Annotated in this window: 11 protein-coding genes and 1 pseudogene; 9 read left to right on the top strand and 3 right to left on the bottom strand. The window is 69.2% G+C overall.

Annotated elements, in window-relative coordinates:
- Both liuD and liuE read left to right on the top strand, forming a co-directional pair.
- Nucleotides 1–866: pseudogene (gene liuD / locus HMPREF2716_RS14900) on the top strand (methylcrotonyl-CoA carboxylase subunit alpha); the annotation flags it as partial.
- 20 nt (nucleotides 867–886) lie between these two features.
- Entirely contained in the window at nucleotides 887–1,789 is a 903-nt protein-coding gene (liuE, locus tag HMPREF2716_RS14905; protein WP_003100393.1) for a bifunctional 3-hydroxy-3-isohexenylglutaryl-CoA lyase/hydroxymethylglutaryl-CoA lyase, read from the top strand.
- A gap of 67 nt (nucleotides 1,790–1,856) precedes the next feature.
- Here the strand turns inward: liuE and HMPREF2716_RS14910 are convergent, their stop codons facing one another.
- Nucleotides 1,857–2,660, bottom strand: a complete 804-nt coding sequence (locus HMPREF2716_RS14910; RefSeq protein WP_003111362.1) for an IclR family transcriptional regulator — start codon at nucleotides 2,658–2,660, stop codon at nucleotides 1,857–1,859.
- A 160-nt stretch (nucleotides 2,661–2,820) separates the two neighbouring features.
- Here HMPREF2716_RS14910 and hmgA point away from each other — a divergent pair, with 160 nt between their 5' ends.
- The 7 genes from hmgA to bdhA all read left to right on the top strand — a co-directional run bounded on the left by hmgA (nucleotide 2,821) and on the right by bdhA (nucleotide 11,465).
- Complete coding sequence (hmgA, locus tag HMPREF2716_RS14915; protein ID WP_003100397.1) at nucleotides 2,821–4,119, top strand: homogentisate 1,2-dioxygenase; 1,299 nt, start codon at nucleotides 2,821–2,823, stop codon at nucleotides 4,117–4,119.
- Between the two features lie 4 nt (nucleotides 4,120–4,123).
- Nucleotides 4,124–5,422, top strand: coding sequence for a fumarylacetoacetase (fahA, locus tag HMPREF2716_RS14920; RefSeq protein WP_012614230.1), 1,299 nt, complete (start codon nucleotides 4,124–4,126; stop codon nucleotides 5,420–5,422).
- A complete protein-coding gene (maiA, locus tag HMPREF2716_RS14925) occupies nucleotides 5,419–6,057 on the top strand; it encodes a maleylacetoacetate isomerase (RefSeq protein WP_003100402.1) in 639 nt (212 codons plus the stop codon). Before fahA ends, maiA begins: the two co-directional genes overlap by 4 nt.
- Before the next feature lie 84 nt (nucleotides 6,058–6,141).
- On the top strand, nucleotides 6,142–7,494 hold the full coding sequence (locus HMPREF2716_RS14930) for an MFS transporter (protein WP_003088580.1): 1,353 nt from the start codon (nucleotides 6,142–6,144) through the stop codon (nucleotides 7,492–7,494).
- A gap of 68 nt (nucleotides 7,495–7,562) precedes the next feature.
- Nucleotides 7,563–8,993, top strand: a complete 1,431-nt coding sequence (hbcR, locus tag HMPREF2716_RS14935; RefSeq protein ID WP_003139728.1) for a sigma-54-dependent transcriptional regulator HbcR — start codon at nucleotides 7,563–7,565, stop codon at nucleotides 8,991–8,993.
- 276 nt (nucleotides 8,994–9,269) lie between these two features.
- A complete protein-coding gene (locus HMPREF2716_RS14940) occupies nucleotides 9,270–10,661 on the top strand; it encodes a GntP family permease (protein WP_003088575.1) in 1,392 nt (463 codons plus the stop codon).
- Nucleotides 10,662–10,694: 33 nt separating this feature from the next.
- Nucleotides 10,695–11,465, top strand: coding sequence for a 3-hydroxybutyrate dehydrogenase (gene bdhA / locus HMPREF2716_RS14945; RefSeq protein ID WP_023085197.1), 771 nt, complete (start codon nucleotides 10,695–10,697; stop codon nucleotides 11,463–11,465).
- A gap of 200 nt (nucleotides 11,466–11,665) precedes the next feature.
- On the opposite strand, the gene HMPREF2716_RS14950 is transcribed toward bdhA, so the two are convergent.
- Together HMPREF2716_RS14950 and HMPREF2716_RS14955 are read right to left on the bottom strand one after the other, a co-directional pair.
- Nucleotides 11,666–13,090, bottom strand: coding sequence for a short-chain fatty acid transporter (locus tag HMPREF2716_RS14950; RefSeq protein ID WP_043492112.1), 1,425 nt, complete (start codon nucleotides 13,088–13,090; stop codon nucleotides 11,666–11,668).
- Between the two features lie 212 nt (nucleotides 13,091–13,302).
- Entirely contained in the window at nucleotides 13,303–14,484 is a 1,182-nt protein-coding gene (locus HMPREF2716_RS14955) for an acetyl-CoA C-acetyltransferase (protein ID WP_003121716.1), read from the bottom strand.
- Nucleotides 14,485–14,618: the final 134 nt, after the last annotated feature.

Below are 14,618 nucleotides of genomic sequence, written 5' to 3' on the forward strand. Positions count from 1 at the left end.
CCGCCGGCCCCGGCCGGCGGGTCGACAGCGGGGTACGCGAAGGCGACGAGGTCTCGCCGTTCTACGACCCGATGCTGGCCAAGCTGATCGCCTGGGGCGAAACCCGCGAGGAAGCCCGCCAGCGCCTGCTGGCGATGCTGGCGGAAACCTCGGTCGGCGGCCTGCGCACCAACCTGGCGTTCCTCCGCCGCATCCTCGGCCATCCGGCGTTCGCCGCCGCCGAACTGGACACCGGTTTCATCGCGCGCCACCAAGACGACCTGCTGCCGGCGCCGCAAGCGCTGCCGGAGCATTTCTGGCAAGCCGCCGCCGAAGCCTGGCTGCAGAGCGAACCGGGCCACCGTCGCGACGACGACCCGCATTCGCCGTGGAGCCGCAACGACGGCTGGCGCAGCGCCCTGGCGCGGGAGGCCGACCTGATGCTGCGCTGCCGCGACGAACGCCGCTGCGTCCGCCTGCGCCACGCCAGCCCCAGCCAGTATCGCCTGGACGGCGACGACCTGGTCAGCCGGGTGGACGGTGTCACCCGTCGCTCGGCGGCGTTGCGCCGCGGACGCCAGTTGTTCCTCGAATGGGAGGGCGAACTGCTGGCCATCGAAGCCGTCGACCCGATCGCCGAGGCCGAGGCCGCCCATGCCCACCAGGGTGGTTTGAGCGCGCCGATGAACGGCAGTATCGTGCGGGTCCTGGTCGAGCCCGGCCAGACGGTCGAAGCCGGCACCGCCCTGGTGGTGCTGGAGGCGATGAAGATGGAACACAGCATCCGCGCGCCCCACGCCGGGGTAGTGAAGGCGCTGTATTGCAGCGAGGGCGAACTGGTAGAGGAAGGCACGCCGCTGGTGGAGCTGGACGAGAACCAGGCCTGACAGCCAAGACGAGGAACAGCATGAACCTGCCGAAGAAGGTCCGCCTGGTGGAAGTCGGTCCGCGCGACGGACTGCAGAACGAGAAACAGCCGATCGAGGTGGCCGACAAGATCCGCCTGGTCGATGACCTGAGCGCCGCCGGCCTGGACTACATCGAAGTGGGCAGCTTCGTCTCGCCCAAGTGGGTGCCGCAGATGGCCGGCTCGGCCGAGGTGTTCGCCGGCATCCGCCAGCGTCCCGGCGTGACCTACGCGGCGCTGGCGCCGAACCTGAAAGGCTTCGAGGCGGCGCTGGAGTCGGGGGTGAAGGAAGTGGCGGTGTTCGCCGCCGCGTCGGAAGCCTTCTCCCAGCGCAACATCAACTGCTCGATCAAGGACAGCCTGGAGCGCTTCGTACCGGTGCTGGAGGCGGCGCGCCAGCACCAGGTGCGGGTGCGCGGCTACATTTCCTGCGTGCTCGGCTGTCCCTACGACGGCGATGTCGATCCGCGCCAGGTCGCCTGGGTCGCCCGCGAACTCCAGCAGATGGGCTGCTACGAAGTGTCCCTGGGCGACACCATCGGCGTCGGCACCGCCGGCGCCACCCGCCGGCTGATCGAGGCGGTGGCCAGCGAGGTTCCCCGCGAGCGCCTCGCCGGGCACTTCCACGACACCTACGGGCAGGCCCTGGCGAACATCTACGCCAGCCTGCTGGAAGGCGTCGCGGTATTCGACAGCTCGGTGGCCGGCCTCGGCGGTTGTCCCTACGCCAAGGGCGCCACCGGCAACGTCGCCAGCGAAGACGTCCTTTACCTGCTGAACGGCCTGGAGATCCATACCGGGGTCGACATGCACGCCCTGGTCGACGCCGGCCAGCGCATCTGCGCGGTGCTCGGCAAGAGCAACGGATCGCGAGCGGCGAAGGCGTTGCTGGCCAAGGCCTGAGAAGCGGCGGATAACCGCGGGCGGTTATCCGCCCTACCTGACATCACCCTCAGGCTCGGAGACTGCATCATCCACCCTGGGTGCCGTCATACCCCATCCGCCAACTGATAGCCCGAGTCGTCGCAAGCAGCCGTTCCGCCGCCGGCCCCTGCTCCTCGGCCTGGAAGATGCTCGCCGGGCCGACCACCGTGAGCACCGCCGCCACCCGCCCGCGGGCGTCGAACACCGGTGCCGAGAGCGCCTCCACCCCAGGCATCAGCAGCCCATGGATCGCATGCAGGCCGCGCGCGCGGATGCCCTCCAGGAGCACCGCGTAGGCCGCCGGGTCGGCCAGCGGATGGTCGGCGCGCCCGGCCAACTCTTCCTCGCGCAGCTCGGCCACCTCGCGTTCCGGCAGGAACGCGGCGAACACCAGGCCGGTGGACGAACCGAGCAGCGGCAGCACCGAGCCGACCTGGGTGACCACCGTCACCGCGCGCACCGCCTGTTCCACCTGTACCACGGTGGCGCCACGGTTGCCCCAGACGGCGAGGAAGCAGGTCTCGTTGAGCACGTCGCGCAGCTCGGCCAGCGGCGCGGCGGCGCTCTTCAGCACGTCCATGCTGTCCAGCGCCGCCAGGCCCACGCGCAGGGCCTCGCGCCCCAGCGAGTAATGATTGGTGGAGGCGTCCTGGACCGCGAAGCCGCTGGCGATCAATGCCTGCAGATAGCGATGGACCTTGCTCGCCGGCATCCCCACATGCTCCGCCAGGCGCGACAGCGAGGTCGCCGGGGAGAGTTCGGCGAGGGCCTTGAGGATATCGGTACCGACTTCGGCGGAGCGGACCTTCTGCTTGCCGGAGGTTTCGGCGGGACTGCTGTTCTTTTCCATGGACGCGGGTTCCTGCGGGCGGGGCCGACGTTATAGCTTGACGCTGCCTTCCACTCAAATTACGTTATGCGTAATTGAATTACGATAAAAATAACGCAGCCAGCGTGCCAGGTCCCCGGCGGATCGGCGGCAAGCTGCCCCCACTCCCCGGAGGCCTCAGATGAACCTCGACTCCACTGCCCTCGCCTATCAATCGGGCTTCGGCAACGAATTCAGCAGCGAAGCGCTCCCCGGCGCCCTGCCGGTCGGCCAGAACTCCCCGCAGAAAGCGCCCTACGGCCTGTACGCCGAACTGCTCTCCGGCACCGCCTTCACCATGGCTCGCAGCGAGGCCCGGCGCACCTGGCTGTACCGCATCACGCCGTCGGCCAAGCATCCGCCGTTCCGCCGCCTGGAACGACAGATCGCCGGTGCCGAACTGGATGCGCCGACTCCCAACCGCCTGCGCTGGGACCCGCTGGCACTGCCCGAGCAGCCCACCGACTTCCTCGACGGCCTGCTGCGCATGGCCGCCAACGCGCCCGGCGACAAGCCCGCCGGCGTGAGCATCTACCAGTACCTGGCCAACCGCTCGATGGAGCGTTGCTTCTACGACGCCGACGGCGAACTGCTGCTGGTCCCGCAATTGGGCCGTCTGCGCCTGTGCACCGAACTCGGCGCGCTACAAGTCGAACCGCTGGAGATCGCGGTGATCCCGCGCGGGATGAAGTTCCGCGTCGAGCTGCTCGACGGCGAGGCACGCGGCTATATCGCCGAGAACCACGGCGCGCCGCTGCGCCTGCCCGACCTCGGCCCGATCGGCAGCAATGGCCTGGCCAATCCGCGCGACTTCCTGACCCCGGTGGCGCGCTACGAGGACAGCCGCCAGCCGCTGCAACTGGTGCAGAAATACCTCGGCGAGCTGTGGGCCTGCGAGCTTGACCACTCGCCGCTGGACGTGGTCGCCTGGCACGGCAACAACGTGCCCTACAAGTACGACCTGCGCCGCTTCAACACCATCGGCACGGTCAGCTTCGACCACCCGGACCCGTCGATCTTCACCGTGCTGACCTCCCCCACCAGCGTCCCCGGCCTGGCCAACATCGACTTCGTGATCTTCCCGCCGCGCTGGATGGTGGCCGAGAACACCTTCCGTCCGCCATGGTTCCACCGCAACCTGATGAACGAATTCATGGGCCTGATCCAGGGCGCCTATGACGCCAAGGCCGGCGGCTTCGTGCCCGGCGGCGCCTCGCTGCACAGTTGCATGAGCGCCCACGGCCCGGACGCGGAAAGCTGCGACAAGGCCATCGCCGCCGACCTCAAGCCGCACAGGATCGACCAGACCATGGCCTTCATGTTCGAGACCAGCCAGGTCCTCCGGCCGAGCCGTGCCGCCCTCGAGACGCCGGCCCTGCAGAATGACTACGATGCCTGCTGGGCGTCGCTCGTATCCACCTTCAACCCGCAACGGAGATAACCCCATGAACCAGCCAACCCCCACTCGTAGCTGGGTCGCCTCCGCCAATGGGCATGCCGACTTTCCCCTGCAAAACCTGCCGCTGGGCATCTTCAGCCGTGCCGGCCAGAGCCCGCGTTGCGGTGTGGCCATCGGCGACTCGATCCTCGACCTGGACGCGGCGCTGGCCGCCGGGCTGTTCGAGGGTGCCGCCGGCGAAGCCGCCGAAGCCACCCGCGGCGGCGCGCTGAACGCCTTCTTCGCCCTCGGCAAGCCGGCCCGCGTGGCGCTGCGCCAGCGCCTGCTGGAGCTGCTCGGCGAAGGCGCCGCGGAGCGCCCGGAACTGCTCCATCCGGCCGCCGAGTGCCAAATGCACCTACCGGCCAGGATCGGCGACTACACCGACTTCTACGTCGGCATCCGCCATGCCGAGAACGTCGGCAAGCTGTTCCGCCCGGACAACCCACTGCTGCCCAACTACAAGCACGTGCCCATCGGCTACCACGGCCGCGCCTCGACCGTGCGCGTCTCCGGCAGCGAAGTGCGCCGGCCCAACGGCCAGACCCTGCCGGCCGGCGCCAGCGAGCCGGTGTTCGGCCCCTGCGCGCGCCTGGACTACGAACTGGAGCTGGGCATCTGGATCGGCCAGGGCAACGCCCTCGGCGAAGCCATCCCGGTTTCCCGCGCCGCCGAGCACATCGCCGGCTTCTGCCTGCTCAACGACTGGTCGGCGCGCGACATCCAGGCCTGGGAATACCAACCGCTCGGCCCGTTCCTGTCGAAGAGCTTCATCACCAGCGTCTCGCCCTGGGTGGTCACCGCCGAAGCCCTGGAGCCGTTCCGCCGTGCCCAGCCAGCGCGCCCCGAAGGCGACCCGCGGCCGCTGCCGTATCTCTACGACGACAACGACCAGGCCCACGGCGCCTTCGACATCGAGCTGGAGGTCCTGCTGCTCACCGAGGGCCTGCGCGAGAAAGGCCTGCCGCCGCAGCGCCTGACCCTGAGCAACAGCCTGAGCATGTACTGGACGGTGGCGCAGATGGTCGCCCACCACAGCGTCAATGGCTGCCAGTTGCAGCCCGGCGACCTGTTCGGCTCCGGCACCCTGTCCGGCGCCGAGCCCGGCCAGTTCGGCTCGCTGCTGGAGATCACCGCTGGCGGCAAGCAGCCGGTGCAACTGGCCTCCGGCGAGACCCGGCGCTTCCTCGAGGACGGCGACGAGGTCATCCTCCGCGCTCGCTGCAAGCGCGAGGGACATGTCTCGATCGGTTTCGGCGAATGTCGCGGCAAGGTGCTCGCGGCCCTTCCGGGGGCGCGCGGATGAAGCTCTATACCTACTACCGTTCCACCTCCTCCTACCGGGTGCGCATCGCCCTGGCGCTGAAGGGGCTGGACTACCAGTCGCTGCCGGTCAACCTGGTCCGCGACGGCGGCGAACACCGCCAACCCGCCTACCTGGCGCTCAACCCGCAGGGCCGCGTACCGGCCCTGCAGGTCGACGAGGGCGAGCTGCTGATCCAGTCGCCGGCGATCATCGAGTACCTCGAGGAGCGCTACCCGCAACCCGCCCTGCTCTCCAGCGATCCGCTGCGCCGCGCCCGCGAGCGCGGAGTCGCGGCGCTGGTCGGCTGCGACATCCACCCGTTGCACAACGCCAGCGTGCTCAACCTGCTGCGTCAGTGGGGCCACGACGAAGAGCAGGTCCGGCAGTGGATCGGCCACTGGGTCGGCCAGGGTCTCGCCGCCGTCGAGCAACTGATCGGCGACCAGGGCTGGTGCTTCGGCGACCGGCCGGGCCTGGCCGACGTCTACCTGGTCCCGCAGCTCTACGCCGCCGAGCGCTTCGGCGTGGCGCTGGACGCCTGGCCACGGATCCGCCGGGTCGCCGACTTGGCCGCCGCCCATCCGGCGTTCCGCCAGGCCCATCCGGCCAACCAGCCGGACACCCCGGCCGCCTGAGGGACCGCAGAGTCCCGCTCCTGAAGATAAAGGGGGGCGTCCGCCGGACGCCCCATCACCAATAAGAACCTCAGGTACCTTGCGATGCACAACCAGATCGCCAGCTTTCGCGCGGCGCTCGACGCGCGCCCCGTGTCCCGCTACCAGTGGCTGTTGCTGCTGCTCCTCGCCCTGTTGCTGGTCACCGATGGCTACGATGCCCAGGTGCTCGGCTACGTGGTGCCGACCCTGGCCCAGGAATGGGGCCTGGACAAGGCCGCGTTCGGCCCGGTGTTCAGCGCCAACCTGTTCGGCCTGACCGTCGGTTCGCTGCTGGTGACGCCGCTGGCGGACCGCTTCGGCATCCGCCGGGTGTTGCTCTGCTGCGTGCTGATCTACGCCAGCCTGACCGTCCTGATGGTCTTCGCCGGTTCCCTGGAAAGCCTGATGCTGGCGCGCTTCGTCTGCGGCATCGGAATGGGCGGGGCGATGCCCAGCGCCATGGCGCTGATGGCCGAGTATTCGCCACCGCGCCTGCGTACCCTGATGGTCACCCTGGCGGCCTGCGGTTTCTCCTTCGGCGGCGCCGCCGGCGGTTTCGTCGCCGCCGCCTTCATGGACGGCTTCGGCTGGCAGGCGGTGTTCCTCGCCGGCGGCGTCACCCCGTTGCTGCTGTTCCCCTTCCTCCTCCTGTTCCTCCCGGAGTCGCTGCCGCGCCTGCTCCGCGACGCACCGCCCTATGCCCGCCTGCGCCAGCTCAGCGAGCGTATGGCGCCGGGCTGGCAGCCGCCGCCGGCACAGGCCGACGCCGAGCCGGCGGCGAGCCTGACCGTGCTGGAGCTGTTCCGCCACGGTTACGCGCGGCCGACCCTGCTGCTCTGGGCGACCTTCTTCGTCAGCCTGATCCTGCTCTACTTCATGGTCAGCTGGCTGCCCTCGCTGCTCCAGGAAAGCGGCCTGACACGCAATGCGGCGAACCTGGCGACCTCGATGTTCCTCTTCGCCGGCACCCTCGGCGCGATGCTCCTGGCTTGGCTCGCCGACCGCCTGCGCAGCAAGGTCCGCCTGCTGGCGGCGATTCTCGCCGGCGCCGCGCTGTTCACCCTGCTCCTCGGCCTCAACCACGACCAGCCGCGCTGGCTGCTGGCGTTCGTCTTCGCCGCCGGCTTCTGCATCATCGGCGGGCAGTTGACCCTGAACGCCTTCGCCAGCAACTTCTACCCGGCCCAGGTACGCGCCACCGGCACCGGCTGGGCGCTGGGCGTGGGCCGCTTCGGTTCGATCCTCGGCCCACTGTTCGGCAGCCTGCTGCTGGGCATGCACATATCCGTGGAGAACATCTTCATGCTTGCGGCGATTCCCGCCGGGCTCGCCGCGCTACTGATCCTCCAGGTCCGCTCGCCCGCCGCCCAGGCGCAGCGGGAAAGCGCCGCCGCGCTGGCCGTCGAGGAATCCTGAGCCTTCACCGCGAGCGGCTTCCCGGCTACAGTGGCGGGCCGTTTCGCCGTCCGCCGCAGGAGCCGCCGATGAACGACGCCGACAGCCTCCAGGATTACCAACGCGTACGCCAGCAGGCGATCCGTTCGCTGTTCGAGATCGTCGAAGGCTCCAGCGAAGGCACGGTGATCGTCGACCGCGAGGCCCGCATCGTCTGGATCAACCAGCGCTACGCCCAGCGTTTCGGCCTCGCCGACCCGGCGCAGGCCATCGGCCGGCCCTGCGAAAGCGTGATCCCCGGTAGCCTGCTGCGCGAGGTGGTACGCAGCGGCAAGCCGATCCTGCTGGACATGATGGACAGCGCGAAGGACCCGCTGGTGGTGATGCGCCTGCCGATCCACGACGACGCCGGCGAGGTGATCGGCGCCATCGGCTTCGCCCTGCTCGACGAACTGCGTTCGCTGTCGCCGCTGGTGACCCGCTACCTGAGCATGCAGCGCGAACTGGCCTCGACCCGCTCGCAATTGCAGGCGCGCCAGGCCAAGTACAGCTTCAGCCACTTCGTCGGCACCAGTCCGGCCAGCCTGGAAGTCAAGCGCCGCGCCCGTCGTGGCGCGGCCAGCGAAGCGCCGGTGCTGTTGCTCGGCGAGACCGGCACCGGCAAGGAACTGCTCGCCCACGCCATCCACAGCGCTTCGCCGCGGGCGCACAAGGCCTTCGTCAGCGTGAACGCCGCGGCGATCCCGGAAAGCCTGCTGGAGGCCGAATTCTTCGGTACCGCCCCGGGGGCCTTCACCGGTGCCGAGCGCAAGGGCCGGCCAGGCAAGTTGCAGGTGGCCCAGGGCGGCACGTTGTTCCTCGACGAGATCGGCGACATGCCGCTGGCCTTGCAAGGCAAGCTGTTGCGCGTGCTACAGGAGAAAGAGTTCGAAGCGGTGGGTTCCAACGAAGTGATCCGCAGCGACATCCGCCTGGTCGCCGCCACTTCCATCGACCTGCAGCAGGCGATGCGCGAAGGCCGTTTCCGCGCTGACCTCTACTACCGGCTGAACGTCCTGCCGATCGAGATCCCACCGTTGCGCCAGCGCCTGGACGACCTCCCGGCGCTCTGCGAGTCGATCCTCGACAGCCTCGACCACGGCCGTCTCCACGAACTCGGCGGCGACGCCCTGGCGCTGCTCGCCCGGCATGCCTGGCCGGGCAACGTCCGCGAACTGCGCAACGTGCTGGAACGCGCGCTGCTGCTGGCCGACCAACCGTTGCTGGACGCCGCCGCCCTCGGCGCGGCGCTGGGCCCCCTGCAACCGCTGCCGGAGCTGCCTCGAGCGGCGGACGACAGGCCGGTCGGGGATTTCCAACAGGCCCGCGAAGCCTTCGAGCGCGACCTGATCGGACGGGCCCTGGCGCAGAGTGCCGGCAATGTGGTGGAAGCGGCGAAACGCCTGGGCCTGGGTCGCTCGACCCTGTACAAGAAGATCGTGGCGCTGGGCATGCGTCTCGATAACGGGACCCATCTCTAAATAGAGACGAACTGAGACCTGCATAGCCACGGAACTTTCGCTCGATTACGTCTCCATTTTGAGACAACGCTATTCCCCACGCTCCCCTTCGTCTCGCCGCAGCCCGCGAAAACCGCGACTCTGGGGCCTGGCACGGTTATCGCAACGTGCCTTTCCGACGGCCCTGCCCCGTTCCAGGCCGTCACGCCGGTGCCCGCACCGTTCGACAACAAGAAACAGGCCCGGAGCGCCTTCCCCATGCGAAGCGCGCCCCGCAGCGCCGTGGAGATATGCCCGATGAGCGTGATCATCGCCCTTGCCGCCCTGGGCCTGCTGATGCTGGCCGCCTACCGCGGCTACAGCGTCATCCTGTTCGCCCCCCTCGCCGCTCTCGGCGCCGTCCTGCTCACCGATCCCAGCGCGGTCGCGCCGACCTTCACCGGGGTGTTCATGGAGAAGATGGTCGGTTTCATCAAGCTTTACTTCCCGGTTTTCCTGCTTGGCGCGGTGTTCGGCAAGCTGATCGAGCTGGCCGGCTTCTCCCGCTCCATCGTCGCGGCGGCGATCCGCCTGCTCGGCACCCGCCAGGCGATGCTGGTGATCGTACTGGTCTGCGCGCTGCTCACCTACGGCGGCGTCTCGCTGTTCGTGGTGGTGTTCGCGGTCTACCCGTTCGCCGCGGAGATGTTCCGCCAGAGCGACATCCCCAAGCGGTTGATTCCGGCGACCATCGCCCTCGGCGCGTTTTCCTTCACCATGGACGCGCTGCCCGGCACCCCGCAGATCCAGAACATCATCCCCTCGACCTTCTTCGGCACCCACGCCTGGGCCGCGCCCTGGCTCGGCACCCTCGGCGCGCTGTTCGTCTTCGCCGTGGGCATGCTCTACCTGCGACGCCAGGCGAACAAGGCGCGGCGCAACGGCGAAGGCTACGGCAGCGACCTGCGCAACGAGCCGGAGACCGCCGATGACCTGCGCCTGCCGAATCCCTGGCTGGCGCTCTCGCCGCTGGTGCTGGTCGGGGTCGCCAACCTGCTGTTCACCCACTGGATCCCGCAATGGTACGGCCAGGTCCATACCCTGCAACTGGCCGGCATGGCCACGCCGTTGCAAACCGAGGTCGGCAAGCTCACCGCGATCTGGGCAGTGCAGGCGGCCCTGCTGCTGGGCATCCTGCTGGTGCTGGCGAGCGGCTTCGCGGCGATCCGCAGCCGCCTCGCCGAAGGCACCCGCAGCGCGGTGGCCGGCTCGCTGCTGGCGGCGATGAACACCGCCTCGGAATACGGCTTCGGTGCGGTGATCGCCTCGCTGCCGGGCTTCCTGGTGCTGGCCGACGCGCTCAAGAGCATTCCCAATCCGCTGGTCAACGAAGCGATCACCGTCACCCTGCTGGCTGGCATCACCGGTTCCGCGTCGGGCGGCATGAGCATCGCCCTGGCGGCGATGTCCGATACCTTCATCGCCGCCGCCAACGCCGCGCAGATCCCCCTGGAAGTCCTCCACCGGGTCGCCGCCATGGCCAGCGGCGGGATGGATACCCTGCCGCACAACGGCGCGGTGATCACCCTTCTGGCGGTCACCGGCCTGACCCATCGGGAGGCGTACAAGGACATTTTCGGTATTACCCTGATCAAGACCCTGGCGGTGTTCTTCGTCATCGGGCTGTTCTACGCCACCGGCCTGGTCTGATCCGCCCTTTTTTCATCCAGCGGGAGAAACAGCATGACCCTGAAAGGCAAGACCGCCCTGGTCACCGGTTCCACCAGCGGCATCGGCCTGGGCATCGCCCTGAGCCTGGCCGAGGCCGGCGCCGACCTGCTCCTCAACGGCTTCGGCGAGGTCGACGCGGCGCTGGCGCAGGTCCGCGCCCGCGGCGTGCGCGCAGAGCACCACCCGGCCGACCTCTCCAGCCCGGAGCAGATCGGCGAACTGATGGCCTTCGCCGAGCGGACCTTCGGCGGCGCCGACATCCTCGTCAACAACGCCGGCATCCAGTACGTGGCGCCGGTGCAGGAATTCCCCACGGAACGCTGGGACGCGATCATCGCGATCAACCTGTCCTCGGTGTTCCATACCACCCGCCTGGCCCTGCCGGGCATGCTCGCGCGCGGCTGGGGGCGGATCGTCAACATCGCCTCGACCCACGGCCTGGTCGCCTCGGCCGGGAAGAGCGCCTACGTCGCCGCCAAGCATGGCGTGCTCGGCCTGACCAAGAGTGTGGCGCTGGAAACGGCGCGCACGCCGGTGACCTGCAACGCCATCTGCCCCGGCTGGGTGCTGACCCCGCTGGTGCAGAAGCAGATCGACGCGCGCATCGCCGAGGGCGTCTCGCCCGAACAGGCGGAACACGACCTGCTGGCGGAAAAGCAACCCTCGCTGGCCTTCGTCACCCCCGAGCAACTCGGCGGACTGACGCTGTTCCTTTGCAGCGAAGCCGCCGACCAGGTGCGCGGCGCGGCCTGGAACATGGATGGCGGCTGGGTGGCGCAGTAGCCGGGGCGGCCAGCCTCTCCCCAGACCCTCTCCCTGAAGGGAGAGGGAACCATCCGGAGTTCGCCCGCCCCATTGCGTAGGGCGGATAACGCCACAGGCGTTATCCGCCGTTACCTCGTTTCCCGGCGCGGCTACCCTCTCCCCAACCTTCTCCCTTCAGGGAGAGGAAGTTATCGGGGCCAGGTCGGTCCGCCGACGCGCTACGGCATCACCGGCGGGATGTACGCCAGGGTGCTGCCCAGGGCCCAGAGCAGCACCAGCACCAGCGGGATGTGCACCAGCAACTGGACGAACGAGAAGCCGATCAGGTCGCGCGCCTTCAGCCCCAGCACGCCGAGCAACGGCAGCATGTAGAACGGGTTGATCAGGTTCGGCAGCGCCTCGGCGGCGTTGTAGATCTGCACCGCCCAGCCGAGGTGGTATTGCAGCTCGTTGGCCACCTGCATCACGTACGGCGCCTCGATGATCCACTTGCCGCCGCCGGAGGGAATGAAGAAGCCCAGCACCGCCGAGTACACGCCCATCAGCAGCGCGTAGGTGTCGTGGGAGGCGATCTGTACGAAGAAGGTCGAGATATGGTGGGCCAGGGTCTCGCCGTCGCTGCCGTTGACCGTGGTCATGATCGCCGCGATCGAGCCGTACAGCGGGAACTGGATCAGCACCCCGGTGGTGGTCGGCACCGCGCGCGCCACCGCGTCGAGGAAGCTGCGCGGGCGCCAGTGCAGCAACGCGCCGAGCATCAGGAATAGCAGGTTATAGGTGTTCAACCCGGAGATCGCCAGGATCGCCGGCTTGGTCGAGAACTCGTGTACCAGCCAGCCGCCGGCCAGCAGTACCAGCAGGATGATCAGCAACGGGCTGTGCTCCAGCCACTCGCCGGGCCGGGTCGGCGCCAGCCTGGCCGGAGCGGTGAAGCTCACGTCGACCCCGCAATCCTTGGCGTCGCGGGCGCTGGCGGCGCTCGGCGCGGTCATGTAGGCGATCACCAGCGAGACCAGGATCAGCGCCAGCAGCATGACCCCGGACTGCCAGAGGAAGATGGTCTCGGTGAACGGGATCACCCCGGTGATCGCCAGGATCGACGGTGGCAGGCTGGCCGGGTTGGCCTGCAACTGCGCGGCCGACGACGACAGGCCCAGCGCCCACACCGCGCCCAGCCCGAGGTAGGCCGCGGCGCCGGCGGCGCGGTAGTCCATGCGCAGGTCGCTGCGGCGCGCCAGGGCGCGTACCAGCAGGCCGCCGAAGACCAGGCTGAGGCCCCAGTTGAGCAGCGAGGCAAGCATCGACACCAGCGCCACCCAGCAGACCGCCGAGCGGCCATTCTTCGGCACCCGCGCGAGCAGGTCGATGAGACGCGAGGCGGGGCCTGAACTGGCCACCACATAGCCGCCGATGACCACGAAGGCCATCTGCATGGTGAACGGGATCAGGCTCCAGAAACCGTCGCCGAAGGCTTTCGCCGTGGCGGTCGGTCCGGCGCCCATGGCCAGCGCGGCCAGGCTGACGATGAGGATGGCCAGGGCGGCGAACACCCAGGAGTCGGGAAACCAGCGCTCGGCCCAGTTCGAGCACTGCATGGCGAAGCGCGCGGAGCGGCTTTCTTGGATGGGAAGGATAGCGGTCATCGCGGATTCTCTCGGTTTTATTGTTATTCGGCGACTACGGGGCCGCCTGTGTGTGCTACGGCTCCCTGGGCACCCGGCCGTCCCGAGGGGCGGAACGGTACGGGGCCGGTCGGACGGTCAAGGCCGTCCGCCGCTCGTTCCCTGGACACGAGCGCGCCATGCCCCCGCGAAAGGACATGGCGCGATCACGCCGCGAGCGGCAGGTCGATGGATCAGTCGCGGGCCAGGGTCAGGGCGACGCCCTGCCCGCCGCCGATGCACAGGGTGGCAAGGCCCTTCTTCGCGTCGCGACGGATCATCTCGTGCAGCAGGGTCACCAGCACCCGGCAGCCGGACGCGCCGATCGGGTGGCCAAGGGCGATGGCGCCGCCGTTGACGTTGACCCTGGCGGCATCCCAGCCCAGTTCCCGACCCACCGCCAGGGACTGCGCGGCGAAGGCCTCGTTGGCCTCGATCAGGTCCAGTTGCTCCAGGCTCCAGCCGGCCTTGTCGAGCGCGCGACGGGTGGCGGAGACCGGGCCGATGCCCATGATCGCCGGGTCGACCCCGGCGCTGGCGTAGCTGGCGATCCGCGCCAGCACCGGCAGGCCCAGGGCCTTGGCCTTGGCCGCGCTCATCAGCAATACCGCGGCGGCGCCGTCGTTGAGGCTGGAGGCGTTGCCGGCGGTGACGCTGCCGTCCTTCCTGAAGGCCGGCTTGAGCTTGGCCAGGGCCTCGACGGTGGTGCCGGCGCGCGGCTGCTCGTCGGTATCGAAGCTCAGCGGCTCGCCCTTGCGCTGCGGGACCTGGATCGGCGTGATCTCGTCGCGGAAGCGCCCGCCCTCGATGGCGGCGATGGCCTTCTGCTGCGAAGCGGCGGCGAAGGCGTCCTGCTCCTCGCGGGTCAGGCCGTACTTCTCCGCCAGGTTCTCGGCGGTGATGCCCATGTGGTAGTCGTTGAAGGCGTCCCACAGGCCGTCCTCGATCATGCTGTCGACCAGCTTCGCATGGCCCATGCGCAGACCGGTGCGGGCGCCGGGCATGACGTAGGGCGCCAGGCTCATGTTCTCCTGGCCGCCGGCGACGATCACCTCGGCGTCGCCGCAGCGGATCGCCTGGGCGCCCAGGTGCAGGGCCTTGAGGCCGGAGCCGCAGACCTTGTTCAGGGTCATGGCCGGCACGCCGACCGGCAGGCCGGCCTTGATCGCCGCCTGGCGCGCCGGGTTCTGCCCGGACCCGGCGGTGAGCACCTGGCCGAGGATCACTTCGTCGACCTGGCCGGCATCGAGACCGGTCTGTTCGAGCAGGCGGCGGATCACCGCGGCGCCCAGCTCGGGGGCGGGAATGCCGGCCAGCGAGCCCTGGAAGCTGCCGACGGCGGTACGGGTAGCGGCGACGATGACGACGTCTTGCATGGATGGTTCTCCTGGATTCGCCCGTGGCCGGGCCTAATCGCTGCGGGTGGACGTAGGCGGTGCGACAGCCTCCTATCCTACGCCCTCTGGAAAGGACGGTCCGCGCGGCCGGCGCCTTGCGTGGAGGCGCCGGC

It is taken from the genome of Pseudomonas sp. HMSC076A11 (assembly GCF_001810205.1).
GTDB classification, from domain to species: Bacteria; Pseudomonadota; Gammaproteobacteria; order Pseudomonadales; family Pseudomonadaceae; genus Pseudomonas; species Pseudomonas aeruginosa.